Raw genomic sequence first — 25,973 nt, forward strand, 5'->3', positions numbered from 1 at the left:
GGTGCGGGCGGGCGTCAGATCCGTTCGGGGACGACGGCGACCGGGCAGGCGGCGTGGTGCAGGACCCCGTGGGCCACCCGGCCCAGCTGGAGCCCGAGGTGCCCGGTACCGCGCCGGGCACCGACCACGAGCAGGTCGGCATTGTGCGAGGCGGCCAGCAGCACCTGGCGGGCGGGGCCCTCGACGGTCTGCCGGTGCACGTGCACCTCCTTCGGTAGGTCGCGCAGCGCCTCCTCCAGGGTGTCCGAGGCCTGCTGCTCGTGCAGCCGGGCGGGTTCCCCGGAGAGCAGCGGGTGATCGGTGGTCTCCCGCGCGGGGCACCGCCAGGCCCGTACGGCGTCCACCTCGGCGCCCCGCAGCCCGGCCTCCCGGACCGCGAAGTCGACGGCCTCCTTGCCGCCGACGCCGAGCACGATCCGGCCGCCGTCCCCGGTGCGGACCTGGTTGTCGTGGCTGCCGCGGAGGACGATCACCGGGCAGTGGGAGTGCGCGGCGACGGCGAGGCCGACCGAACCGAGCAGCATCTCGACGAAACCGCTGCGCCCCCGGGAACCCAGCACCAGCACGGCGGCGTCCCGGCTCTCGCGCACCAGCGCGTACTCCGGCTCCTCCGGCAGGACGTCGGTGATGACCTTCAGGCCGGGCCGGCGGAGGCCTGCCCGCCGGGCCGCGACGGCGACGATGTCCTCGGCCGTCAGCTGGTCGGACGGCTTGACGAGATCGTCGGTGAGCGACTCGCCCTCGTACCGTTCCCACAGCGAGGCGTACACCAGCCGGAGCGGCGCCCCGCGCAGGACGGCCTCGTCGGCCGCCCAGTCGACGGCCCGCAGGCTGGACTCGGAGCCGTCGACCCCGACCACGACCGGCAGATCCATGGTGCTCACCGTCCCACCCCCATGTCGAACACGATCCGGGCCTTGACCTGGCCGCGCAGCACGTCCTCGATCGACTCGTTGACGGTCGCCAGCGGCCGGGTCTCGTAGACGACCCTGGTCCGGCCGGCCGCGTGCAGCCGGAACACCTCGGCGAGGTCCTGCCGGGTGCCCACGATGGAGCCGATCACGCTCGTGCCGTTCAGCACGGTGTCGAAGATCGGGACGCGGACGGTGCCGTGCGCGGGCAGTGCCACCATCACCAGCTTGCCGCCGCGCCGCAGACCGGAGTTGACGGCCTCGAAGGCGGCGTCGTTCACGGCGAGCGCGATCGCCGCGTGCGCTCCGCCGTGCCGCTTGAGCACCTCACCGACGTCGTCCTTGCGGGCGTCGATGACGAGGTCGGCGCCGAGTTCGGCGGCGAGCTCCAGCTTGTCGTCGGTGACGTCGATGGCGGCCACCTGGGCACCGGCGATCTTCGCGTACTGAAGGGCGAGGTGCCCGAGTCCGCCGACGCCGGAGATCGCGACGAGCTGGGTGGGCCGTACGCCGGCGACCTTGAGCGCCTTGTACGTGGTGACGCCCGCGCAGGTCAGCGGGGCGGCGTCGAACGGGGTGACGCCCTCCGGGACCGGCTGGGCGAAGTCGGCCCAGGCCAGCATCTTCTCCGCGTACCCGCCGTCGCAGCCGTAGCCGGTGTTGACCTGCTGCTCGCACAGGGTCTCCCAGCCGGACAGGCAGTGCTCGCACCGGCCGCACGCCTTGCCCAGCCAGGGCACGGCGACCCGCTGTCCGATCGTCAGGTGGGTGACGCCGGAGCCGAGTTCCTCGACGATGCCGACGCCCTCGTGTCCGGGCACGAACGGCGGGTTCGGCTTGACGGGCCAGTCGCCGTGCGCCGCGTGGATGTCGGTGTGGCACAGCCCGGAGGCCTCGACACGGATCCGGACCTGGCCGGGGCCGGGCTCGGGGTCGGGGCGCTCCTCGATGACCAGGGGCTCGCCGAAGGCTCGTACGACCGCTGCCTTCATGATCTTTACTCTCCTCGGATGTGGGTCAGCCGTGGGCTACGACGGCGACGGGGGCGGTGGAGTGGTGCATGACGGCGTGGGTGACATGGCCGATGTGGGCGCCGAGGGCACCGCGGCGGATCCGCCGGCCGACGACGACCAGCGAGGCCTCTCGGGACGCCTCGACGAGCAGCTCGGCGGCGCTGCCGTAGCGGGACTCCTCGGTGGTCTCCACGTCCGGGTACTTCTGCCGCCAGGGGCCGAGCGCCTCGGTGAGGGCCCGGGACTCCTCCAGGGCCACCGACTCGTTCAGGGCCGGGTCCAGGGGCATCCCGTACGCGTAGTACGAGGGCGGGAACCAGGTGTGCACGACCCGCAGCGAGGTGGCGCGGCGCAGGGCGGCGTCGTAGGCGAACTCGATCAGCGCCTCGTCCGGGTGGTCGGTGTCGAGGCCGAGGACGACGGGACGGAAGGGTGTCGCGGCGGAGGGAACGCCCGCCGGGTCGGCCTCGTGCTCGTCGGCGGCCTGCTCCCCCGCCCGCACCAGCACCACGGGGCTCTCGGCGTGGGCGACGACGCTCAGGCCGACGGAGCCGACCAGGAAACCGCCGACGCCACCGAGGGCCCGGGAGCCGAGGACGAGCAGAGCGGCGGTCTTCGACGCCTTGCTCAGGACCTCGCCGGCGCTGCCGGACACCTGCTCGCTGACCACCTCGACACCGGGGTGCCGCAGCCGCAGCCCCGCAGCGGCCTCCCGCGGTATGCGCTCGGTCCAGTGCTGCTGGGTCTCGGGGCCGAGCAGCGGGGCCTGTGCCATGGGGTCGGGGACGGGTTCCCAGACGTGGACGATCTTCAGCGGCAGGCCGCGGAGCTTGGCCTCGCGGGCCGCCCATTCCGCTGCCGCCCGGCTCTCGGGCGAGCCGTCGAGTCCTGCGGTGACAGTGCGGGTCATGTTCTGTACCTCCTGGCGCGAGGGATCCGCCGGCTTCCTGCGGCGGATCCGGTTACAGCGTCGTGTTCGGGGGCTTTCGGGGGCAGGGGCCACAAGTCCTCGACAGGGACCGTTCGACCCCCTGTCCGGCGGACGTTCAGCGCAGCCACCCGTTGGTGCGGACGAAGGGCAGCCGGGCCCACAGCCGTCCCAGGCCCAGGGTGTCGCCGGCGGCCATGACGGCCAGGGCGATCAGGATGACGGCGTAGACGAGGTGGTAGTCGACGAACGGGTTGCTGGACATGCTCAGCGAGCCGTCCGAGAGGTGCCGGGCGGGCGGCCACTCGGCCGTCCACATCAGCGCCATCATCGCGGTGCCCGCGACGGCGGCCGGCCGCAGCGCGACGCCCGCGGTCAGGGCCAGTCCGATGCCGAGGAGGCCGAGCATGAACAGCCAGTCGGCCCAGGGGTCGCCGGCCCAGGAGTGGAAGGTGGACTCCAGCGGGCCGGCGGCGACGGAGCTGAGGAAGCCCTTGGTGGGCGAGCCGCCGTCGATCCAGCCCTTGCCCGACGGGGTGGCGTAGCCGAAGCCGAAGGTCTTGTCGAGGAACGCCCACAGGAAGACGAATCCGGTGAGCAGCCGCAGGGAGGCGAGGGCGTACGCACCCGCGGTGCGCGTGTCGCTGACCGCCGAGACGGCGAGCTCGGACGTGGAGCCGGTCCGGTTCCCGCGGAACGAGATACGGAATCCGGAACTCCGGTGAGAGTGCTGGTGCACGGCCATGACCGTGATCCCTTCAGAGGGAGGTGGGTTGTCCGTTCGGTGTCTGACACCCCTTACTCTCGCCTCGCGCCGCGGCTGCCGCCGGATGCCGAAGGTCCGCGCCGGCAGGGCTGAACGGCCCTGTTCTCCAGGGCCGTTGGCATCAGTAGGCCGACAGGCCGTGCGCCCGGAACTGTTCGCGGACGCGTTCGGTCAGTTCGGGGGTGGGCACGGGGTTGTCCTTCAGCCGGAAGGGAACGCCCAGGGCTTCGTACTTCGCGGCGCCGAGTTTGTGGAAGGGCAGTACGTCCACCCGGTCGACCGAGCCGAGTCCCGCGACGAACCGGGCCAGGCCGTCGATGGACTTCGCGTCGTCGGTCCAGCCGGGCACCAGGACGTACCGGATCCACATCGGGACGCCGAGCCGGTCCAGGCGCGTGGCGAAGTTCAGGGTGGGGGCCAGCTCACCGCCGGTCAGCCCACGGTAGGCACGGACGTCGAAGGACTTGATGTCCAGCAGGACCAGGTCGGTGTGGGACAGGAGTTCGTCGGTGGCGCGGGCGCCGAGGAAGCCCGAGGTGTCGAGGGCCGTGTGCAGGCCGGCCTCCTTGCAGCGGCGCAGGATCTCGCCGGTGAAGGCGGACTGGAGGAGCGGTTCGCCGCCCGTGATGGTCACTCCGCCGCCGGCCGTGGTGATGAAGGCGCGGTACTTCTCGATCTCCGCCAGCACCGCGTCGACGGTCGTCTCCCTGCCGTCGCGCATGTGCCAGGTGTCGGGATTGGCGCAGTACAGGCAGCGCAGCGGGCAGCCGGAGACGAAGAGGACGAACCGGGTCCCGGGACCGTCCACGCCGGTGGACAGGTCCCAGGAGTGGATCCGGCCCCGCGGCCCGGTGCTCACAGCGATCCGTGGAAGGTGCGGCTGATCACGTCGAGTTGCTGCTCCCGGGTCAGCCGGACGAAGTTGACGGCGTAACCGGAGACCCGGATGGTCAGGTCCGGGTAGTTCTCGGGGTGTTCCATCGCGTCCTCCAGGGTGGCCCGGTCCAGGACGTTGACGTTCATGTGGAAGCCGCCGGCCGCCGTGTAGGCGTCGAGGATGCCGACCAGGTTGCCCGCGCGTTCGGCGGGGTTGTGGCCCAGGCCCTCGGGCGTGATGGTCGTGGTCAGGGAGATGCCGTCGCTGGCGTGTTCGTACGGCAGCTTGGCCACCGAGAGGGCCGAGGCGGCGACGCCGTGGCGGTCGCGGCCGTTCATCGGGTTGGCGCCGGGGGCGAAGGGCTGTCCGGCGCGACGGCCGTCGGGGGTGTTGCCGGTGTGCTTGCCGTAGACGACGTTCGAGGTGATGGTGAGGACCGACTGGGTGTGCTCGGCCTCCCGGTAGGTCGGGTACTGGCGCACCTTCGCCATGAAGGACTTCACCAGGTCGACGGCGATGGCGTCGGCGCGTTCGTCGTTGTTGCCGTACGCCGGGAAGTCGCCCTCGGTGCGGAAGTCGACGGCGAGTCCGGTGGCGTCCCGGACCACCTGCACCCGCGCGTACCTGACGGCGGACAGGCTGTCGGCGGCGACCGACAGGCCGGCGATGCCGCAGGCCATGAAGCGGTGCACGGGGTAGTCGTGCAGGGCCATCTCGATGCGTTCGTAGGCGTACTTGTCGTGCATGTAGTGGATGACGTTGAGCGCGTTGACGTACGTCCGGGCCAGCCAGTCCAGGACGTGGTCGTAGGCCGCCGACAGCTCCTCGTAGTCGAGGTATTCGCCGGTCAGCGGGGGCGCCGAGGGTGCGACCTGTTCGCCGGTCATCTCGTCGCGGCCGCCGTTGATCGCGTACAGCAGGGCCTTGGCGAGGTTGACCCGGGCGCCGAAGAACTGCATCTGCCGGCCGACCTGCATCGCCGACACGCAGCAGGCGATCGCGGTGTCGTCGCCGGTCCGCGGGCGCATCAGCTCGTCGGACTCGTACTGGACGGCGCTGGTGTCGATCGAGACGCGGGCGCAGAACTCCTTGAATCCGGCGGGCAGCCGGGGCGACCAGAGCACGGTCAGGTTGGGTTCGGGGGCCGGGCCGAGGTTGTAGAGGGTCTGCAGGAAGCGGAAGGAAGTGCGGGTGACCAGCGGACGGCCGTCCGTGCCGATACCGCCGATGGACTCCGTCACCCAGGTCGGGTCGCCGGAGAACAGGGCGTCGTACTCGGGGGTGCGCAGGAAGCGGACGATCCGCAGCTTGATGACGAAGTCGTCGATCAGTTCCTGGGCGCCGGTCTCGTCGAGGAGGCCGTCCGCCAGGTCCCGCTGGAGGTAGACGTCGAGGAAGGTGGAGGTGCGGCCGAGCGACATCGCGGCGCCGTTCTGCTCCTTCACCGCGGCCAGGTAGCCGAGGTAGAGCCACTGCACGGCCTCGTGCGCGGTGGCGGCGGGCCGGGAGACGTCGCAGCCGTACGTCGCCGCCATCCGGGTCAGCTCTTCCAACGCCCTTGTCTGCTCGGCGAGTTCCTCCCGGTCACGGATGACGTTGACGCTGGACGCGCAGGCGTCGAGCATGGCTCGCTCGGCCTTCTTGGCCTCGATCAGCCGGTCCGTGCCGTAGAGCGCGACGCGCCGGTAGTCGCCGATGATCCGGCCGCGGCCGTAGGCGTCGGGCAGTCCGGTGATGACGCCGGCCTTGCGGGCGGCGCGCATCTCGGGGGTGTAGGCGTCGAAGACACCGTCGTTGTGGGTCTTGCGGTAGCTGCCGAAGACACGGGTCACGAACGGGTCGGGCTCGTAGCCGTACGCGCGCAGCCCGTTCTCCACCATGCGCAGGCCGCCGTTCGGCATGATCGCGCGCTTGAGCGGGGCGTCGGTCTGGAGGCCGACGATCAGTTCGCGGTCGCGGTCGATGTAGCCGGGGGCGTGCGAGGTGATCGTGGACGGCGTGGCGGTGTCGACGGCGAGCACGCCCCGGAGCCGTTCCTCCGGGAACAGGGAGCTGACCTTCTCCCAGACGGTGCGGGTGCGCTCGGTGGGGCCGGTCAGGAAGGACGCGTCGCCCTCGTACGGTGTGTAGTTGGCCTGGATGAAGTCGCGTACATCGACGTGCTCGCGCCAGCCGGTTCCTGCGAAGCCTCGCCAGGCACCGGCAGTTTGGTTGTCTGCTGTCACGGTGACGGTCATCGACGGTTCCCTCTTCTGCTCGCTTCTCGTACTGCTGATCCTCCTGGGGCGCGGTGGGGTGCGGGGAGTGCCGACCGGGGCCCGCGGCCGGGGCCGTACGGCCCCGGCCCACCGGCCTTACGACCCCGTCGGCGCGCACCGTGCTCGTCCTCAGCCGGCGGTCAGATCCGGGCGGACCAGCGTGCCCGAGCGGCCGTGGACGATCTCGTACGCCGCGTCCAGCGCCCCGATGGCGGCCAGTGCGCCCGTGCGCTCGACGAACCGGGCGGCGGCCTCGGCCTTCGGCCCCATGGAGCCCTCGGGGAAGCCGCCGCGGCGCAGCTCGGCCGGGGTGGCGTCGGGCAGCGGACGCTGCCGCGGGGTGCCGTAGTCCTCGTAGACGTACGGCACATCGGTGAGGATGAGCAGGAAGTCGGCCTTCAGGTCCTCGGCGAGGAGGGCCGCGGTGAGGTCCTTGTCGATGACGGCCTCGACCCCGGTCAGCGCGCCGCTGTCCGGGTCGGCGGTGACAGGGACGCCGCCACCGCCGGCGCAGATCACCAGGGTGCCGCCGCCGAGGAGGGCGTGGATCGTGTCGGTCTCCACGATCCGTTCCGGCTTCGGCGAGGGCACCACGCGTCGCCAGCCTCCGGTGTCCTGGGCGATGCGCCAGCCCCGCTCGCGGGCGAGCGAGCGGGCCACGTCGCGGGGGTAGACCTGGCCGACGAACTTCGTGGGATGGCCGAACGCCGGGTCGTCGGCCCGCACCAGGGTGTGCGTGACGAGGTCGGCGACCTGCCGGCCGGGCAGGGCGTTGTGCAGGGTGCAGGCCAGCAGGGAGCCGATCATGCCCTGGGTCTGGGCGCCGAGCAGGTGCAGCGGGTACGGGGCGCTCAGGGCGGGGTCGGCCGCGCTCTCCATGGCGAGCAGGCCGATCTGGGGGCCGTTGCCATGGGTGATGACCAGCTCGTGGTCGTGGGCGAGGGCGGCGAGGGCGGTGGCCACCCGGTCGGTGTTGGCCTGCTGGACGGCGGCGTCGGGGCGTTCGCCCCGGTGGAGCAGGGCGTTGCCGCCGAGGGCGACGACGATGCGCATGAGATCTGTCCTCCCTACCTTGTCAGGGTGGCGACGAGTACCGCCTTGATGGTGTGCAGCCGGTTCTCCGCCTGGTCGAAGACGATCGACGCCGGCGAGGTGAAGACGTCGTCGGTGACTTCCAGGCCGTCCAGGCCGTAGGTGTCGAACAGGTCCCGGCCGAGGCGGGTGCGGCGGTCGTGCAGGGCCGGCAGGCAGTGCATGAACTTCACGCCGGGGTTGCCGGTGGCGGCCAGCGTCTTCTCGTTGACCTGGTACGGGAGCAGCAGCTCGATCCGCTTGCGCCAGGAGTCGGCCGGCTCGCCCATGGAGACCCAGACGTCGGTGTGCAGGAAGTCGGCGTCGCGTACGGCGGTCCCGACGTCCTCGGTGAGCAGGATCCGGGCGCCGCTGCGCTCGGCCGTCTCGCGGCAGCGGGCGACGAGGGCGGGGGCGGGCCACAGCTCCTTCGGTGCGGCGATCCGCACGTCCATGCCGAGCAGGGCGCCCATCGACAGCAGCGAGTTGCCCATGTTGTTACGGGCGTCGCCGAGGTAGCAGTAGGCGATGTCCGACAGCGGCTTCGCGCTGTGCTCGTGCATGGTCAGGACGTCGCACAGGCTCTGGGTGGGGTGCGCGGTGTCGGTGAGGCCGTTGTAGACGGGCACGCCGGAGCGGTCGGCGAGTTCGGTGACGAGTGCCTGGTCGGAGCCGCGGTACTCGATGGCGTCGAACATCCGGCCCAGTACCCGGGCGGTGTCGGCGATGGACTCCTTGCCGCCGATGTGGGTGTCGCCGGGACCGAGGTAGGTGGTGCGGGCGCCCTGGTCGGCGGCGGCGACCTCGAAGGCGCAGCGGGTGCGGGTGGAGGTCTTCTCGAAGATCAGCGCGAGGTTGCGGCCGGTGAGCCGGGGCCGCTCGGTGCGGGTGCGCTTCTCGGCCTTGAGGTGGGCCGCGAGGGTGAGGAGGTGGTGGATCTCGGCGGCGGTGAAGTCGAGTTCGCTCAGGTAGGAGCGGCCTCGCAGGTCGACGGTCATGGCGGGTGGTTCTCCTCGCTCGGTCAGTTGGCCGGGTCGCGCTGGATCGGGCAGCTCATGCAGCGCGGTCCGCCGCGCCCTCGGCCGAGTTCGGCGCCGGCGATGGTGACGATCTCGATGCCCTGCTTGCGCAGGTAGGTGTTGGTGGTGACGTTGCGCTCGTAGCCGACGACCACGCCCGGCGCGACGGCGAGGAAGTTGCTGCCGTCGTCCCACTGCTCGCGCTCGGCACCCCGGATGTCCTGCGGCGCGGAGAGCATGCGGACCTTGTCCACGTCGAGGGCCTCGGCGAGCGCGGTCGCCAGGTCGGAGTCGGGGGTCACCTCGAAGCCGGTGTCGCGTTCGGCGCTCGGGGTGAGCGTCCACGAGCGCAGGGAGTCCGCCAGGCCCGGGTAGATGGCGAAGGCGTCCCGGTCGAGCATGGTCAGGACGGTGTCCAGGTGCATGTAGGCCCGGGCGGACGGGAGTTGGACGGCGATCAGCCGGGTCGCCCGGCCGTCGGCGAACAGCCGGGCCGCCAGGTTCTCCACGGCCTGGGCGGTGGTGCGCTCCCCCATGCCGACCAGCACGGCCCCGTTGCCGAGGACATGCACGTCACCGCCCTCCAGGGTGCCCGTCACGCCCTCCAGCAGCGGGACCCCGGCGAACAGCGGGTGGAAACGGTAGATGGCCTCGGCGTGCAGGCTCTCGCGCCGCCGGGCCGGCTTGGCCATCGGGTTGACCGACAGACGGTCGTAGATCCAGCAGGAGTTGTCGCGCGGGAAGAGGTGGTTGGGCAGCGGCGGGAGCGCGAAGTCGTCGGCGTCCAGGGCGTTCCAGACCAGGCTGTGCGGGGCGGCCAGCGGCAGGTCGCTCTTGAGGATCCCGCCGATCAGGTAACCGGCCAGGGTCTCGCCGTCGAGCTCGGCGCACAGCTCCCGTACGGGGTCGGCGAGCGCCGGACCGACGGTGGCGGGGGTGACGACCCGGTCCAGCAGCCACCCGCGGGCGCCGGGGACGTCGAGGGTCTGGGCGAGCAGGTCGGCGAAGTAGTGGACGCGGGCGCCGTGGTCGCGCAGGACCTGGGCGAAGGCGTCGTGTTCCTCGCGGGCCCGCTTGGCCCACAGGATGTCGTCGAAGAGCAGTGCGTCGACGTTGCGCGGGGTGAGGCGGGAGAGTTCGAGGCCGGGGCGGTGCAGGATCACCTGGCGCAGGGGGCCGACCTCGGAGTCGACGTGGAACGTGTTCATGGTGGCCTTTCCGGGGGCGCTGGGTCAGTCCTGGTGGCGGAGGGGGCGCGGCTTGCGGGCGCCGCCGACGCGGTTGGTGCGCAGTCCGCGGGCGCGCCGGGGGCTCGGGACCGCCGTCTCGGGGGCGCGCCTCGGGGTCTTGGGGCCGGCGGCCAGGCTCTGGTCGCGCTTGAGCCAGACGTAGACCGGCACGCCGAGCAGCACGACGAACAGTCCGTAGTAGACGGTCTGGTAGCCGCTGCCCTGGATGGACCAGTAGGAGAAGGCGAGCGCGAGCGCGGCGACGGTCGTGTCACGGGCCAGCCGCTTCGGGCTGAGCGACTCCCTGCCCTTCACCAGCAGCCAGTACAGCTGGGCGGCGGCGGAGAACAGATAGGGGATGACGGCGGTCAGCACGCTCAGCAGCACGATCTTCGTGAAGACGTCCTCGAAGCGGGTGTAGCTGAACACGGTGATCAGCGAGGCCAGCACGGTCGACGCGACGATCCCGAAGGCGGGCACGCCGTTCGCGCCGCGCAGCCGGGCGAAGGCGGTGGGGAACAGTCCGTCGCGGGCGGCGGCGTACGGCATCTCGGCGCACAGCATGGTCCAGCCGTTGAGGGCGCCGATGCCGGAGACGATGGCGGCGACGGCGACCACGTCACCGGCCCAGGTGCCGCCGAAGATGTTGTTGGCGGCGTCGGTGAAGGGCGCGGTGGAGGATCCGAGACCGGCGTGCGAGACGGTTCCGAAGACCGCGAGGGTGCCCAGGATGTAGATGACGGCGCAGACGAGGGTGCCGTACACGGTGGCCCTCGGCACGTTGCGTCCCGGCTCCCGCACCCGGCCGGCCACGACCGCGGCCGCCTCCAGGCCGAGGTAGCTGAACAGGGCGATGGCGCCGGCGGCGGAGATCGCGCCCAGTGCCGACTGGCCGCTGGCGTTGAAGGACCCGAAGTTGTCCGGGTCGACGAAGAACAGCCCGACGGTGGCCATGAAGACCAGCGGGACGAACTTCAGCACGGTGGTGATCACCTGGAAGGCCCCGGTGTTCCGCACGCCGGTGAGGTTGATCGCGGCCGGGATCCAGAGGCCGGTGAGGGCCAGGAGCACCGAGATCCACGTCTTGTGGCCGGTGTTGACGAACACCTCGACATAGCCGACCCAGGCCACCACGATCGCCGCGTTGCCGGCCCAGGCGGTGATCCAGTACGACCATGCGTTCAGGAACCCCGCGAACTCGCCGAAGGCCTCGCGGGCGTAGACGTACGGTCCGCCGCTGGCGGTGGTCCGTGCCGCGAGCGAGCCGAAGGTCAGCGCCAGCGCGAGCGCGCCGAGGGTGACGACGCCGAAGGCGACCAGCGCGATCGGCCCGTACGGCGCCAGTGCCGAGGGCAGCGCGAAGACACCGGTGCCGATGATGCTGCCGATCACGAGGGCGGAGGCGGCGGGAAGACCGAGGGCCGCCGCCACCGGGGCGGCTCGTCTCCCGCTCGTCGGGGTCGTGGACATGGCTGTGCTCCTTGTGCGTGGCACGGTGGATGAGTCGATGCGGGACCGATCTTTGTGCGCCGGGCGGGGGTGCGGGCAGCGGCCGTACGGGCTCGGGGACGTACTGAAGGTCCCGGGCGGCCGGGACCGTTCGGCCCATGCCCGGTCCGGGGCTTCCGCCGCACGCTGGCAGTAGCAGGAGTACGCACCGACCGGGAGGTGGGCCATGAGCACCGCACCGACACCCATCACGCTGCGGGCCCTTCCCGGCGAACACCGGGAACGGCTGATGCGCCTGGCCCGGGAGGTCTCCTTCCCCCAGGGCGCGCGGCTCTTCGAGGAAGGTGCCCGCGCCGACCGGTTCTGGATCATCCGCTCCGGCCGCGTCGAACTCGACATGCACGTCCCCGGCCGCCGGGCGGCGGTCATCGAGAACCTCGGCCACGACGAACTGGTCGGCTGGTCCTGGCTGTTCGCACCGTATGTGTGGCACCTGGGCGCCGAGGCCACCACACCGGTGCGGGCCTACGAGTTCGACGCCGTCGCCGTCCGGTCCATGTGCGAGGACGACCCGGCGCTGGGCAACGCCGTCAGCCAGTGGGTGGGCCAGGTGCTCGCCCACCGCCTGCGCGCCACCCGTACCCGGCTGCTGGACCTGTACGCCCCCTACGGCGCCGGCGTCTGACGGCGCACCCCGGTCCGTTCGGCTCTCCTGGGAGTGACCATGCACGGCACACCGCACATCGTGAGCGACGTCATGACACAGACCGTCGTCAGTGTCGGACGGCGGGCACCCTTCAAGGAGGTGGTGCGGCTGATGCGGGACTGGCGGGTCAGCGCCCTGCCGGTGGTCGAGGGCGAGGGCCGCGTCGTCGGGGTCGTCTCGGAGGCGGATCTCCTGCACAAGGAGGAGTTCCGCGACGGCGACCCGGACAAGCACACCCTGCTGCGCGGGGACGCCGACCTGGCCAAGGCCGGCGCGGTGACGGCGGAACAGCTCATGACCTCCCCCGCCCTCACCACCCGTGCGAACGCCACCCTCGCCGAGGCCGCCCGCATCATGGCTCGGGCCAAGGTCAAGCGGCTTCCCGTGGTGGACGAGCTCGGTCTGCTCCAGGGGGTGGTCAGCCGCGCCGACCTGCTCAAGGTCTTCCTGCGCGGTGACGAGGAGATCGCCGAGGAGGTGCGGCGCGAGGTCGTCTCCTACCTCTTCCCGCTTCCCTCCTCCGCGCTGCGTGTCGACGTCCGCGAAGGGGTGGTGAAGCTCGTCGGCCGGATCCGGGACACCTCCCTCGTCCCGGTGGCGGCGCGGCTGGTCCGGGCCATCGAAGGGGTGGTGGACGTGGAATTCGAGCTGACCGCCGGTCACCCGGAGGAGGCGAGTGGGGCCGGTCGGCCCTAGCACAACCGGCCCCGACAAGGGATGATGTCCCGGGCAGTAAGCGGTCTGCCCACCGACCGGGGGCAACCGGGGAACTAGGGGACGTCATGCCTGAGCCACGCACCTTTTCGGAACAGGACCCGATCCGGGTGTTCCTGCTGGATGATCACGAGGTCGTCCGGCGCGGCATCACCGACCTCCTCGAAGCCGAGCCCGACATCTCGGTCGTCGGCGACGCCGACACCGTCCAGCACGCCCTGGCCCGCGGTCCCGCCCTGCGCCCGCACGTCGCCGTCCTCGACGTCCGGCTGCCCGACGGCGACGGCATCAGCGTCTGCCGTGAGCTGCGCGACCAGATGCCCGACCTGGCCTGCCTCATGCTCACCTCCTTCGACGACGAGGACGCCCTGCTCGACGCGATCATGGCCGGAGCCTCCGGCTACGTCCTCAAGCAGATCAAGGGCTCCGACCTGGTCTCGGCCGTCCGCACCGTCGCCTCCGGCCAGTCCATGCTGGACCCCGCCACCACCGCCCGCCTCATGCGCTCCCTGCGCGCCGACCCCGCCGACACCCCGACGATGCCCGCCGAGCTTGCGAGCCTGTCACCCCGCGAACGCGACATCCTCGCCCTCATCGGCGACGGCCTGACGAACCGCGAGATCGGCAAGAAGCTCTACCTCTCCGAGAAGACCGTCAAGAACCACATCTCCCGCCTCCTCGCCAAGCTGGGCGTCCAGCGCCGCGTCCAGGCCGCCGTCCTCGCCTCCCACCTGGACCAGCCGGAGTCGGGAGACCGTACGGCGAGGTGAGCCCCGCCCCGCGGGGAGCGGGGCCGTCGCGGCCGCGCTCCCGCACGGGGCGCCCCGGCACGCACGCCCCTCGCCGCTTCGTCGGACGGACCGTGGGCGGCGGCCGGCCACCGCTGCCGCCGGCAGGCCGCGACCGGCATCCGGCGGCCGCCTTTGGCCGCGCGCCGGACAGGCGCTCGAACATGTGCCGCATGTCCGCACGCCCTGCATGTCCCGCATGTCCCGCATGTCCTGCTCGCGCCCACCGCGCACGCGCACGGCGTGCGAGCCTCGCTGCTCCGCCGGCCGCCGGAACGGCCCCGGTCCGCGCGACCGGCTGATCCCACCGGCGGACAAACCGCCTCGCCATCCGCGGACGGACCGTGCCCGGCGACGGCCGCCGGGGCCGTCCGGGCCCGGCCGGTGACCAACGGCCCACTGACAGCGCGGCTCGCGCGGGAAAACGTGGGGAGGTGCGTTTCCCGATGCACGGGCGCGAGCGACGAGGAGTGTTGTGATGGCGAAGGCATATCTGGTGGGCAGCGGGATCGCGGCGCTCGCCGCGGCGGCGTTCCTGATCCGTGACGGCGGCTTCGAGGGATCGGACATCCATCTCTTCGAGGAGCAGATGGGCGTCGGGGGCAGCCTGGACGCGGGCGGCACGGCGGAGGCCGGCTACACCATGCGCGGCGGCCGGATGTTCGAGGCCGAGTTCCGCTGCACGTACGACCTGCTGTCCGGCATTCCCACCCTGGACGACCCCTCGGTGTCGGTGACGCAGGAGATCCTGGCCGGGCACGAGGAGTTCGCCTGGGACGACGCCGCACGGCTGGTCGACGGTGACGGCAAGATCGTCGACGTCGGCTCGATGGGCTTCTCCGAGCGCGATCGGCTGGAGCTGGTCCGGTGTCTGGCCACGCCCGAGGCGCAGCTGGACGACAAGCGGATCACCGACTGCTTCGGCGAGCACTTCTTCACCACGAACTTCTGGTTCATGTGGTGCACCACGTTCGCCTTCCAGCCCTGGCACAGCGCGATCGAGTTCCGCCGCTACCTTCGCCGCTTCATCCACCTGTTCCCGGAGTTCGGCTCCATGTCCGGCATCCACCGGACCCGGTACAACCAGTACGACTCGATCGTGCGCCCGCTGACGGCCTGGCTGCGCAGCCACGGCGTGACCATCCACCCCGGATGCACGGTCACCGACCTCGGCTTCGCTCCCGGCATCGGCAGCGGCACGGTGGAGACCATCACCGTGTCCCGGGCCGGCCGCGACGAGCGGATCACCGTCGCCCCCGGCGATCTGGTCCTGGTCACCAACGGCTCCATGACCGACGCCTCCAGCCGGGGCACGCACACCTCTCCCCCGCCGCCGCCCTCCCATCGCTCGGACGCCTGGCTGCTCTGGCACCGGCTGGCCCGCGGACGCGAGAACTTCGGGAACCCCGGCACCTTCGACAAGCATGTGAAGGAATCCCGCTGGGAGTCGTTCACCGTCACCGCCAAGGATCCCGTATTCCTGGACGCGCTGGCGGAGTTCAGCGGCCGGGAGACCGGCAAGGGCGGGCTGATGACCTTCACCGGCTCCAACTGGCTGCTCACCATCGTCGCGAACCGCCAGCCCGTCTACCGCGACCAGCCCGAGGACGTCTCGGTCTGGTGGGGCTACGGCCTCTTCCCCGGCCGGGCCGGGAACAGCACGCCCAAGCCGATGACCATGTGCTCGGGGCGGGAGATCCTCGAAGAGGTCCTGCACCACCTGCACTTCGACGACCGCACCCGCGCCCGCGTCCTCGAAACGTCCACGGTGATCCCGTGCCTGATGCCCTACATCACCAGCCAGTTCCTGAGCCGCCGCCGCGACGACCGCCCCGACGTCGTGCCGGAGGGCTCGGTCAACCTCGCCTTCATCGGCCAGTTCGCCGAGGTGCCGGACGACGTCGTCTTCACGGTCGAGTACTCCGTCCGCACGGCGTGGACGGCCGTGTCCCGCCTGCTCCACCTCGACAAGCAGCCACCGCCCGTCTACAAGGGCCACCACGACCCCCGCGTCCTGGCAGCCGCGTTGGAGACCATGCACCGCCGCTGAAGCGCGCACCCCGCCGTCCCGGGCCCGGCCTCTCGTTCCGCCGCCGCGGCCCGGGGCTGCCCCGTGCGCACCGCTCCGGCAGGGGCAGGGCCTACCGGCCCTGCGCAGGGCCGTCCGGGACCTGTCGTCCGCCCGCCTCCCGCGAGAACCATGGAGACGAACCCGTCCCACGGGCGTCCGCCCGGACGTCGCCGAACTGGGGAAGTGATCCATGATGATGTACTGGTACGGACACGGCACGAGCGGCTGGGCCTGGTTGTGGATGACCGCCGGCAATCTGCTGTTCTGGGCCGCCCTCATCGCCGTCGCGGTGCTGCTCTTCCGCAGTGTGCTGCGCCCCGGTACGCACGCCGGCGCACACCCCGGCTGGAGCGCACCGCCACCGCCCGGCGGACCGGACGCCGAACAGATCCTCGCCGAACGCTACGCCCGTGGCGAGATCGACGAGGAGGAGTACCGACGCCGCCTGGACACCCTGCGCGGCTCGCGGTCAGGACCGGCCGAGAACTGAGCCGAACGAGGGACCTGTCGGGGCCGACCGGCCCATCGGCGGGGACCGACAGCACCTGCCCCCTCCGACGCCGACGGCCGGACGCTGGAGAGAGCATCCAGCCGAAGCCCGACGGAGGAGACCCAGATCATGGTCCGTTACGTGTACGACTTCGCAGAAGGCGGCCGTGACCTGGCCGGCCTGCTCGGCGGCAAGGGAGCGAACCTCGCCGAGATGACCCGGCTGGGGCTGCCGGTGCCGCCTGGCTTCACCGTGACGACCGAGGCCTGCCGGGCGTTTCTCAGCACCGGCAGCGAGCCGGACGGACTGGCCGACGAGATCTCCGCGCGTCTGCTCGCCCTGGAGAACGCGGCCGGCCGGAAGCTGGGGCAGCCCGACGACCCGCTGCTGCTGTCCGTCCGTTCCGGGGCACGCTTCTCCATGCCCGGCATGATGGAGACGATCCTCGACATCGGTCTCGGCGACGACTCCGTGCTCGGCCTGGCGAAGGTCTCGGGCAACGAGCGCTTCGCCTGGGACTCCTACCGTCGGCTCGTGCAGATGTTCGGAAACACGGTCATGGGTGTCGACAGCGGTCTGTTCGAGAGCGCCCTGTCCGATCTCAAGCGCACACGAGGCGCGGCCGACGACCTCGGCCTGGATGCCACGGACCTCGCCGGGCTCGTCGAGACGTACAAGGCCCTGATCCGCCGGGAGACCGGCGAGGACTTCCCGCAGTCCCCGGACGAGCAGCTGCGCCGGGCCGTCCTCGCCGTCTTCGAGTCCTGGAACGGCGAGCGGGCCCGGATCTACCGGCGCCGCGAGCACATCGCCGACGACCTCGGGACCGCGGTGAACGTGCAGACCATGGTCTTCGGGAACCTCGGCGCCGACTCGGGCAGCGGGGTGGCCTTCACTCGCGACCCCGCCACCGGGCGCCCCGGCCTGTACGGCGACTACCTGCCGAACGCGCAGGGCGAGGACGTCGTGGCGGGCATCCGCAACACCGTGTCGCTGACCGACCTGGAAGAGCTCGACCCTGTCTCGTACGCCCAGTTGTGCGGTCACATGGCGACTCTGGAGAGGCACTACCGGGATCTGTGCGACATCGAGTTCACCATCGAGCGCGGCCGGCTGTGGATGCTGCAGACCCGGGTCGGCAAGCGCACCGCCGAGGCCGCGTTCGCCATCGCCTCCGAGCTGGCGGACGAGGGCCTGATCAGCCCCGCGGAGGCGCTGGGCCGGGTCGCCGGGGACGGGCTCGCCCGGCTGATGTTCCCCCGTTTCGACACCTCGGGCGTCGGCGAGGCGCTCGCGCACGGCCTTCCCGCCTCGCCGGGCGCAGCCGTGGGCGCCGCCGTGTTCGACTCCGCCGAGGCCGTCCGCCGGGCCGCCGCGGGCGAGCAGGTGGTGCTCGTCCGCCAGGAGACCACCCCCGACGACCTGCCGGGCATGATCGCCGCGCAGGCGGTGCTGACCAGCCGCGGCGGCAAGACCAGCCACGCCGCCGTGGTCGCGCGCGGCATGGGCACGGTCTGCGTCTGCGGGGCGGAGGAGATCGCCGTGGACACCGCGGCCCGTCGCTTCACCGTGGGCGACACCGTCGTCCACGAGGGCGACGTCATCTCCGTCGACGGCTCCGAGGGCGCGGTGTACCCGGGCGCGGCTCCGCTGGTCGACTCCGCGGTGATGCGGTACTTCGAGTCGGGCGAGCGGTCGGCCGGGCTGGTCGAGTCCGTGGCCCGCGCCATGGAACAGGCCGACCGCAGCGCCCGGTTGGAGGTCCGCGCGAACGCCGACAACCCGGAGGACGCGGCCCGCGCCCGGCGGTTCGGCGCGCGGGGCATCGGGCTGTGCCGTACCGAGCACATGTTCCTGGGCGAGCGGCGCAAGCTGGTCGAGGCGATGATCCTGGCTCGCGACGACGCCGAGCGCAAGGAGGCGCTGGGCGCGCTGCTTCCGCTCCAGCGCGCGGACTTCGTCGGGATCCTGGAGGCGATGGACGGTCTGCCGGTCACCATCCGGCTCATCGACCCGCCCCTGCACGAGTTCCTGCCCGACCGCACGGACCTGGCCGTGCGGATCGCCGCCGCCGAGGCCCGGGGCGAACAACCGGACCCGCACGAGGTGGAGTTGCTGGCGGCGGTCAACCGGATGCACGAGGAGAACCCGATGCTCGGGTTGCGGGGCGTGCGCCTGGGACTGGTGGTGCCCGGTCTGGTGGCCATGCAGGTACGGGCGATCGCCGAGGCGGTCGTGGCCCGCACCAGGGCCGGCGGTTCCCCGGAGGCGGAGATCATGGTGCCGCTGGTCGGCGCCGTCGAGGAACTGCGCATCGAGCGGACCGAGGTGGAGCGGGTCCTGGCCGAGGTGTCCGAGGAGACCGGCGTGCCCGTGCACTGCCCGGTCGGCACCATGATCGAGCTGCCCCGGGCCGCCCTCACCGCGGGCCGGATCGCCGAGGAGGCGGAGTTCTTCTCCTTCGGCACGAACGACCTCACCCAGACCACCTGGGGCTTCTCCCGCGACGACGTCGAGGCCGCGTTCTTCTCCGCCTACCTCGACAAGGGCATCTTCGCCACCTCTCCGTTCGAGACCCTCGACCGTGACGGCGTCGGCCGGCTGGTCCGCCTCGCCGTCGAGGAGGGCCGCGCCGCCCGCCCCGACCTGAAGATCGGCGTCTGCGGCGAGCACGGCGGCGACCCCGAGTCCGTCCACTTCTTCCACCACGCCGGGCTGGACTACGTCTCCTGCTCGCCGTTCCGCGTCCCGGTCGCCCGGCTGGAGGCCGGACGGGCCGCCCTTCCCGAGACCGGCGGCAGCGACACCCGCTGAACGCGCGGGGGCCCGGGCTCGCGCCCCCGAGCCCGGGCCCCCGGCGAAAGCAACCTGACCCATCGTCAGGCGGTGTGCCACGGCGCGGTGCCGGACCGTGCGCCGCGCGCACCGCGACCGGACGCGACGGTGGACTGATCGGCCCCCGTGAGCGGGGGCCGATCAGTCCCTCACGGGGACCAACGGGACCTGGGTGCACGGCAGCTGACGAGAGAAGCTGCTGGTGGGAGCGGTGCCCATCCCCCGAGGTGCCGCTCCCTCCCGCGCCGCCACCCGCGCGGTTGCCGCTTGCGCGGTTGCCGCCCTCTCCACGACGGAGGCCTGCCGACATGACCCGCCACGACGACCGCAGCGCGACCACCGGACTCACCGGTGCTCCCTCCGACATCGCCATCGCGGTGGACCGCCTGGTGACGAACGGGCTCAAGGCGCTCGCCGACTACGAGGAGCTCGACCAGGAACAGGTCGACCACATCGTGAAGAAGGCCTCGGTCGCCGCCCTGGACCAGCACACCGGACTCGCGCGGCTCGCCGTGCAGGAGACCGGACGCGGAGTGTTCGAGGACAAGGCCGCCAAGAACATGTTCGCCTGCGAGTACGTCACGCACAGCATGGGCCCGATGAAGACGGTCGGCGTCATCGCCCGCGACGACATCGACGACATGATCGAGGTGGCCGAACCGGTCGGAGTGGTGTGCGCGGTCACCCCGGTCACCAACCCGACCTCCACCACCGTCTTCAAGGCCCTGATGGCGTTGAAGACCCGCAACCCGGTGGTGTTCGCCTTCCACCCCTCCGCCCAGCAGTGCAGTGCGGAGGCGGCCCGTGTCGTGCGCGACGCGGCGGTCGCCGCGGGCGCGCCGGAGCACTGCGTCCAGTGGATCGAGACCCCGTCCGTCGAGGCGACCGGCGCGCTGATGCGCCATCCCGGCGTCTCGCTGATCCTTGCCACCGGCGGCAACGCCATGGTCAAGGCCGCGTACTCGGCCGGCAAGCCCGCGCTCGGCGTGGGGGCGGGCAATGTCCCCGCCTATGTCCACCACAGCGCGGACATACGCCGGGCCGTGAACGACCTGGTGCTGTCCAAGTCGTTCGACAACGGCATGATCTGCGCCTCCGAACAGGCCGTCATCCTGGACGAGGAGATCTACGACCAGGTCATCACCGAATTCCGCACGCTGCACGCCTACGTGGCGACCGCCGAGGAGAAGGCGAAGCTGGAGGCGTTCCTGTTCCCGGCCGGCGATCCTGCGGGCGGGGGCTGCGAGCCCAAGGTCAACTCGGCGGCCGTCGGGCAGAGTCCGGTGTGGATCGCCGAGCAGGCCGGGTTCTCCGTACCGCAGGACACGTCGCTCATCCTGGTCGAGGCCGAGCAGGTCGGGCCGCAGGAGCCGCTCACCCGTGAGAAGCTCTGCCCTGTCCTCGCCGTCCTGCGGGCCGGCTCCGCGGAGCAGGGCTTCGACCTCGCCGCCGCCATGGTCGCCTTCCACGGGCAGGGACACAGCGCCGTCATCCACACCGGGGACCTCGAACTGGCCGAGGCGTACGGCCGTCGTATGAAGACGGTGCGGATCATCGTCAACGCCCCTTCCTCACAGGGCGCGATCGGCGGCATCTACAACAGCCTGCTGCCGTCGCTGACGCTCGGCTGCGGCTCCTGGGGCAGCACCTCGGTGTCCAACAACGTCTCCGCCGCCCAGTTGCTGAACGTCAAGCGAGTCTCCGTGCGCCGCAACAACCTCCAGTGGTTCAAGGTCCCGCCGAAGGTCTACTTCGAGCCGCAGTCCATCCGCTACCTGACCTCGATGCCGGACGTCCACCGCGTCACCGTCGTCACCGACGCGACGATGACCCGCCTCGGGCTCGTCGACCGGGTCGAGCGCGTGCTGCGGCGGCGCCGGGACCCGGTCACCATCCAGGTCATCGACAACGTCGAACCCGAACCCAGCATCGACTCCGTCCGGCGCGGCGCCCGCCTCATGGGCGACTTCCGCCCGGACACCATCATCGCCCTGGGCGGCGGATCCCCGATGGACGCGGCCAAGGTGATGTGGCTGCTGTACGAACAGCAGGCCGAGGGCAAAGACGTCGACTTCGCCGACATGCGGCACAAGTTCTCCGACATCCGCAAGCGCGCCTTCCGTTTTCCCGTCCTGGGGAAGCTCGCCCGCCTGGTGTGCGTCCCCACCACGTCGGGCACGGGCGCCGAGGTCACCCCGTTCGCGGTGATCTCCGACCCGGCCACCGGCAAGAAGTACCCGCTGGCCGACTACGCGCTCACGCCCAGCGTGGCCATCATCGACCCGCTGCTCACCACCGAACTCCCGCAGGCGCTGGCGGCCGACAGCGGCTTCGACGCCCTCACCCACGCCATCGAGGCGTATGTGTCCGTCTACGCCAACGACTTCACCGACGGCCTCGCCCTGCACGCGATCCGGCTGATCTTCGAGAACATCGAGGCGGCGGTGAACGACCGGGCGAACCGGCCCGAGGCACGGGAGAAGATGCACAACGCAGGCACCATCGCCGGCATGGCCTTCGGCAACGCCTTCCTCGGCATCGTCCACGCCATGTCCCACACGCTCGGCGCCACCTTCCACATCGCGCACGGCCGCACCAACGCGGTCCTGCTGCCGCACGTCATCCGCTACAACGGCACCGTCCCCACGAAGCTCACCGGCTGGCCGAAGTACGAGCACTACCGTGCGCCCGAGCGCTTCCAGGACATCGCCCGCGCCCTCGGCCTGCCGGCCGCCACCCCGGCGGAGGGAGTCGAGTCGCTGGCCAAGGCGGTGGAGCGGCTCCGGGACGCCGTGGGCATCGAGCCGTCGTTCCAGGCTCTCGCCGTCGACGAGCGGTCCTTCCTCGACGCGCTGCCCCAGCAGGCCCTGAACGCCTTCGAGGACCAGTGCGCGCCCGCCAACCCTCGGATGCCCATGCTCGACGACATGCAGCAGCTCATGCGGGCCGCCTACTACGGGCGCAGCTCGTAGCCCGCCCCGGCGGTGCCCGACCGCCGGTCCGCAGGGCGCCGTCCCACGGCGACGCCGTCGCCTCCTTCCCATCGTCCACCCCGTCCGGGAGACCCCATGCTGTCCGCGGAATCCGCCGCCCTGGTACGCGCCACCCTGCCCGCCGTGGCCGGAGCGCTCGACGAGATCACGACCCGTTTCTACGCCACGATGTTCCATGACCGGCCGGAGCTGCTCGACGGCATGTTCAACCGCGGCAACCAGGCGAGCGGGGAGCAGCGCCGTGCGCTGGCCGGTGCGATCGCCGCGTTCGCGGGCGCGCTGCTGGAGAACCCCGGGACCCGGCCGGACCAGCTGCTGTCCCGGATCGCGCACAAGCACGCCGCGGTCGGCGTCACCGACGACCAGTACACGATCGTGCACAAGTACCTGTTCGGCGCGATCGCCGAGGTCCTCGGGGACGCGGTCACCCCGGAGGTGGCGGCCGCCTGGGACGAGGTGTACTGGCTCATGGCCGGTGCCCTGATCAGCCGGGAGGCGCTCCTCTACCAGGACGCGGGCGTCCAGCCCGGCGGGATCTGGCGGCCCTGGACGGTCGTCGAACGCCGTACCGAGACCCCCGACGCCGTCTCCTTCGTGCTGCGGCCGGCGGACGGCGAACGCATCCCGCGTGCCCGCGCGGGCCAGTACGTCAGCGTCCGCGTGTGCATGGCGGACGGGGTGCACCAGCTGCGCCAGTACAGCCTCTCCTCGGACCCGGGGGACGGACTGCGGCGGATCACCGTGAAGCGGGTCACGGGGCACGCCGGCGATCCGGACGGGGAGGTCTCCAACCTGCTGTTCGACACCGTCCACGAGGGCGATGAGCTGCTGCTGTCCGCGCCGTTCGGTGACGTCTTCCTCGACGACCCGGTGGACACCACCACGCCCGTCGTCCTGGTCTCGGCGGGCATCGGCTGCACCCCCATGACCGGCATCCTCGCCCACCTGGCCGGCCTCCGCTCGATCCGCCGGGTCCTGGTCCTGCACGCCGACCGCTCCCCCACCGAGCACGCCCTGCGCGCCGAGACGCACGACCTCGTCACCCGGCTGCCGAGCGCCCGCGCCGTCTTCTGGTACGAGCGCCCCGGACCGGAGGAACCCGACGCGCGCACCGGCCCGATGGACCTGAGCCACATCGAACTCCCCGACAACGCAACGGTGTTCCTGTGCGGTCCGCTCCCCTTCATGCGGGACGTACGGGGGCAGCTGCTGCGCTCCGGCGTGCCCGCACGCCGCATCCGCTACGAGGTGTTCGGCCCCGATCTGTGGCTGCCGGACACCACCGCCTGAACCGACTCAAGGAGAACCGCATGACCACCGACCACACCCGGACGACGCCCGCCGTCGAGCTGCGCTCCGACGGCACCGCCGACCAGGAGACCCTGGCGTACGCCCGGACGAAGATCGACGCCGTGCTGAGCAGGCCGGGGCTGCCCGCCGTCAGCGGCGAGGTGCGCATCCTGCGCGCGGTCGCCCACCACGCCGGCCACCCGTGGTCGGCCACGGCCGACCTGCACATCGGCGGCCGTCAGGTGGTCGTCACGGTGCCCGGGGAGGCCACGGCCACGGAGGCCGTCGACCGGCTCCAGGACCGACTGCGCCGCCAGACGGACCGGGCCGCCGAGGCCTGGAGCGACGGACGCCGGGCGGCCACCCCGCCGTGGCGCGGCGGACGCCCGCAGTCCCACGGCACGGACGGCGACACCGCCGACGAGGGCTCCCGCCCGGCCTGACGCCGACGTCGAACGACCGGAGCGGCACCGCTTCCTCGCGGTGCCGCTCCGGTCATGTGCGAAAGGCCGTCAGCCGTGCGGGGGTCATCCCTCCGGTACGACGATCAGGGGGCAGTGCGACCGGTGCAACAGCAGGTGGGTGACCGGGCCGAGGCGTGGTCCGAACACACCGGTGCGGCGGTGGGCGCCGACGACCACCACGGCGGCTTCCGCGGACGCCGCCAGCAGTGCCGGAGCGGGCGCGGAACGGACCGTGTGGGACTCCACGACGACCTCGGGATACTGGTCCTCCAGGTGGCTGAGGGCGAAGTGCGTCACGGCGTCCTCGGCCAGGCTCTCCCGCACCATCCGCTCCTGGCCGGGGCTGCGCACCGCCATGAGGGAGGGCAGCTCGGGGGTGACGTGCCGGTGGCTCCAGGAATGCAGGACACGCAGGCTCACGCCGCGCCGCTCGGCCTCCTGGAAGGCGTACTCCGCCGCCCGCACGTCCGAGTCGTCGGCGAGGCCCAGCAGCACGGGCCGGCCCTCGTCGCAGCGGTGGTCCCCGCGGACGACCAGGAGCGGTCCGTGGGCCAGCGCGGCCAGCCGCAGACTCACCGAGCCGAACGCCGAGCCCGCGACCGTGCCCAGGCCGCGTGTTCCGACCACGGTGAGGGTGGCGCCCTCGCTCTCGCGCGCCAGGGCGTGCGCCACGCCCCCCTCGGCCGCGACGGTCTCGACGGACAGCCCCGGATGCCGCTCGCTGAGGCGCGAGACGGCGTAGCCCAGGACCGGTTCGGCCTCGTCGCGGTCGGGAACCGCATACAGCACGCGCAGCGTGACGCCGTGCCGGACGGCCTCGGCCGCGGCCCGGTCCAGAGCTCGCACAGAGGTCATGGAGCCGTCGACGCCGACGACTATGTGACGCAGGGTCATGGTCGTACCTCTCCTTCCCACGGCAGGCGGTGTGGTGGCAGCACCGTTCGACACCGCGCAGCGGATTCTTCGGACGATGCTTCCCGTACGCCGCCGCCCCCAGCAGATGCCGATGGAACCCGGGCAACCGCCGAACGGCCCATGGGCAAGGGCCGTTCAGACCGTATGGGGTCGCCGGGCGAGTGCCGCCACGCACCGTCAGGCCGTGGAGCCGGTGCCAAGTGGCCCTGTGACCGCCCCTGTTCGGCTCATGCCCGGCCACCGCGCCGGCTGTCACCTTCAGGGATGTCACCACGACGACATGAAGAAGGTGCGGACCGATGCCCAGGGGCAAGTACGCGAGGAAATGGCTGTGGCGGTGGCGGAGCAACCCGCTGCGGCGCCACGACGACATCGTGGAGTCCTGGATCGTGCTGGCCGTATGGGCGGTCTTCGCCGCGGGCGGTGCCGTCACCGGGCTGGTGACGGCCCACGCCGCGGACGAGGCGTTCGCACAGCTGCGGGCCGAACGGCAGTCCGTCCGCGCCGTGCTCCTCGACGACGTGCCGCGCGCCACCCCGGCGATCGGCACGACGACCGAGCGCCGTGTGACGACGGTGCGCTGGACCGCACCCGACGGCCGGACGCACACCGGCCGGACCCTGGTGCACGCCGGCCTCAAGGCAGGGTCCGAGGTCACGGTCTGGCAGGACGGCCAGGGCCGTCTGACCCCGGCGCCGCCGGACCCCGCGGAAGCGGCGATCGAGTCGGGCTTCCTGGGCGCGGCGGCGGCGGCCGCTCTCGGCGGTGTGGTGTTCGCGGCAGGCGCGGTCGCCCGGCGGCGGCTCGACCGGCGCCGCATCGACGAGTGGGACAGGCAGTGGGAGCTCGTGGGACCCCGGTGGGGCCACAAGACCAGCTGAGGACGCGCAGGATCCCGGCTCCGGGCCACGGGGCCGGAGCAACCCGTCCGCCACGCCACGTGCCCCCTTCAGCACCCCGTGTCGCCGCCGAAGCGTCCGGTCCGCTCCCGGGCGCCGGCCGGGCCGCATCCCTCACCTCCCCGATCGCGGCATCGGCGGCGATGGAAGTGACGCACGGGAGCGAGTGGAGAACGATAGAGACGAAGACGACACAAACGAGGAACAAGGTCGATGCGGTGAGACCGGCCGCCTCGGACGTTCCATGACCGTCCGGCGTTCGTCCGGGGCCACGGCGGCCGAGCCGG

At 71.9% G+C, this 25,973-nt stretch carries 20 protein-coding genes and 1 pseudogene; 10 read left to right on the top strand and 11 right to left on the bottom strand.

All coding sequences use genetic code 11. The features are described from left to right. Positions 1 to 14 precede the first annotated feature (14 nt). The 10 genes from AB0P24_RS17860 to AB0P24_RS17905 all read right to left on the bottom strand — a co-directional run bounded on the left by AB0P24_RS17860 (position 15) and on the right by AB0P24_RS17905 (position 11,542). Positions 15 to 875: a universal stress protein gene (locus AB0P24_RS17860; protein WP_365795205.1), complete on the bottom strand. Its 861-nt coding sequence runs from the start codon at positions 873 to 875 to the stop codon at positions 15 to 17. A 5-nt stretch (positions 876 to 880) separates the two neighbouring features. After that, positions 881 to 1,903: an alcohol dehydrogenase AdhP gene (gene adhP / locus AB0P24_RS17865; protein ID WP_365794947.1), complete on the bottom strand. Its 1,023-nt coding sequence runs from the start codon at positions 1,901 to 1,903 to the stop codon at positions 881 to 883. 25 nt (positions 1,904 to 1,928) lie between these two features. Then, positions 1,929 to 2,834 (bottom strand): universal stress protein, encoded by a 906-nt coding sequence (locus AB0P24_RS17870; protein ID WP_365794949.1) that lies wholly within the window; start codon positions 2,832 to 2,834, stop codon positions 1,929 to 1,931. Between the two features lie 136 nt (positions 2,835 to 2,970). Further along, the gene (locus AB0P24_RS17875) at positions 2,971 to 3,597 is read right to left on the bottom strand and encodes a hypothetical protein (RefSeq protein WP_365794951.1); all 627 of its coding nucleotides are present in this window, start codon (positions 3,595 to 3,597) and stop codon (positions 2,971 to 2,973) included. Between the two features lie 142 nt (positions 3,598 to 3,739). Beyond that, entirely contained in the window at positions 3,740 to 4,483 is a 744-nt protein-coding gene (gene pflA, locus AB0P24_RS17880) for a pyruvate formate-lyase-activating protein (protein WP_365795207.1), read from the bottom strand. Then, positions 4,474 to 6,732, bottom strand: a complete 2,259-nt coding sequence (gene pflB, locus AB0P24_RS17885; RefSeq protein WP_365794954.1) for a formate C-acetyltransferase — start codon at positions 6,730 to 6,732, stop codon at positions 4,474 to 4,476. The genes pflA and pflB overlap by 10 nt, the downstream gene beginning before the upstream one ends. Before the next feature lie 150 nt (positions 6,733 to 6,882). Then, a complete protein-coding gene (locus tag AB0P24_RS17890; protein ID WP_365794956.1) occupies positions 6,883 to 7,806 on the bottom strand; it encodes a carbamate kinase in 924 nt (307 codons plus the stop codon). Positions 7,807 to 7,820: 14 nt separating this feature from the next. After that, the gene (argF, locus tag AB0P24_RS17895) at positions 7,821 to 8,822 is read right to left on the bottom strand and encodes an ornithine carbamoyltransferase (protein WP_365794958.1); all 1,002 of its coding nucleotides are present in this window, start codon (positions 8,820 to 8,822) and stop codon (positions 7,821 to 7,823) included. Positions 8,823 to 8,845: 23 nt separating this feature from the next. Continuing rightward, on the bottom strand, positions 8,846 to 10,051 hold the full coding sequence (locus tag AB0P24_RS17900; RefSeq protein ID WP_365794960.1) for an arginine deiminase: 1,206 nt from the start codon (positions 10,049 to 10,051) through the stop codon (positions 8,846 to 8,848). Positions 10,052 to 10,075: 24 nt separating this feature from the next. After that, positions 10,076 to 11,542, bottom strand: coding sequence for an amino acid permease (locus AB0P24_RS17905; RefSeq protein ID WP_365794962.1), 1,467 nt, complete (start codon positions 11,540 to 11,542; stop codon positions 10,076 to 10,078). A 205-nt stretch (positions 11,543 to 11,747) separates the two neighbouring features. Here AB0P24_RS17905 and AB0P24_RS17910 point away from each other — a divergent pair, with 205 nt between their 5' ends. The 9 genes and pseudogenes from AB0P24_RS17910 to AB0P24_RS17950 all read left to right on the top strand — a co-directional run bounded on the left by AB0P24_RS17910 (position 11,748) and on the right by AB0P24_RS17950 (position 23,851). Then, a complete protein-coding gene (locus tag AB0P24_RS17910; RefSeq protein ID WP_365794964.1) occupies positions 11,748 to 12,206 on the top strand; it encodes a cyclic nucleotide-binding domain-containing protein in 459 nt (152 codons plus the stop codon). A 39-nt stretch (positions 12,207 to 12,245) separates the two neighbouring features. After that, positions 12,246 to 12,923, top strand: a complete 678-nt coding sequence (locus AB0P24_RS17915; protein WP_365794966.1) for a CBS domain-containing protein — start codon at positions 12,246 to 12,248, stop codon at positions 12,921 to 12,923. A gap of 86 nt (positions 12,924 to 13,009) precedes the next feature. Further along, positions 13,010 to 13,711, top strand: coding sequence for a response regulator transcription factor (locus tag AB0P24_RS17920; RefSeq protein WP_234532498.1), 702 nt, complete (start codon positions 13,010 to 13,012; stop codon positions 13,709 to 13,711). Between the two features lie 481 nt (positions 13,712 to 14,192). Beyond that, positions 14,193 to 15,779 (top strand): annotated as a pseudogene (locus AB0P24_RS17925) (oleate hydratase); the annotation flags it as partial. A gap of 211 nt (positions 15,780 to 15,990) precedes the next feature. Beyond that, complete coding sequence (locus tag AB0P24_RS17930; RefSeq protein WP_365794969.1) at positions 15,991 to 16,290, top strand: SHOCT domain-containing protein; 300 nt, start codon at positions 15,991 to 15,993, stop codon at positions 16,288 to 16,290. A gap of 129 nt (positions 16,291 to 16,419) precedes the next feature. Then, on the top strand, positions 16,420 to 19,104 hold the full coding sequence (gene ppdK / locus AB0P24_RS17935; protein WP_365794971.1) for a pyruvate, phosphate dikinase: 2,685 nt from the start codon (positions 16,420 to 16,422) through the stop codon (positions 19,102 to 19,104). Positions 19,105 to 19,433: 329 nt separating this feature from the next. After that, a complete protein-coding gene (gene adhE, locus AB0P24_RS17940; RefSeq protein ID WP_365794973.1) occupies positions 19,434 to 22,097 on the top strand; it encodes a bifunctional acetaldehyde-CoA/alcohol dehydrogenase in 2,664 nt (887 codons plus the stop codon). A 96-nt stretch (positions 22,098 to 22,193) separates the two neighbouring features. Next, positions 22,194 to 23,408, top strand: coding sequence for a globin domain-containing protein (locus tag AB0P24_RS17945; protein ID WP_365794975.1), 1,215 nt, complete (start codon positions 22,194 to 22,196; stop codon positions 23,406 to 23,408). A 20-nt stretch (positions 23,409 to 23,428) separates the two neighbouring features. Further along, the gene (locus AB0P24_RS17950) at positions 23,429 to 23,851 is read left to right on the top strand and encodes a hypothetical protein (RefSeq protein ID WP_365794977.1); all 423 of its coding nucleotides are present in this window, start codon (positions 23,429 to 23,431) and stop codon (positions 23,849 to 23,851) included. 84 nt (positions 23,852 to 23,935) lie between these two features. On the opposite strand, the gene AB0P24_RS17955 is transcribed toward AB0P24_RS17950, so the two are convergent. Continuing rightward, entirely contained in the window at positions 23,936 to 24,766 is an 831-nt protein-coding gene (locus AB0P24_RS17955; protein WP_365794979.1) for a universal stress protein, read from the bottom strand. A 320-nt stretch (positions 24,767 to 25,086) separates the two neighbouring features. On the opposite strand from AB0P24_RS17955, the gene AB0P24_RS17960 reads away from it, so the two are divergent. After that, positions 25,087 to 25,668, top strand: a complete 582-nt coding sequence (locus AB0P24_RS17960) for a hypothetical protein (protein WP_365794981.1) — start codon at positions 25,087 to 25,089, stop codon at positions 25,666 to 25,668. Positions 25,669 to 25,973 lie beyond the last annotated feature (305 nt).

It is taken from the genome of Streptomyces sp. NPDC086519 (assembly GCF_040686075.1).
GTDB classification, from domain to species: domain Bacteria; phylum Actinomycetota; class Actinomycetes; order Streptomycetales; family Streptomycetaceae; genus Streptomyces; species Streptomyces shenzhenensis.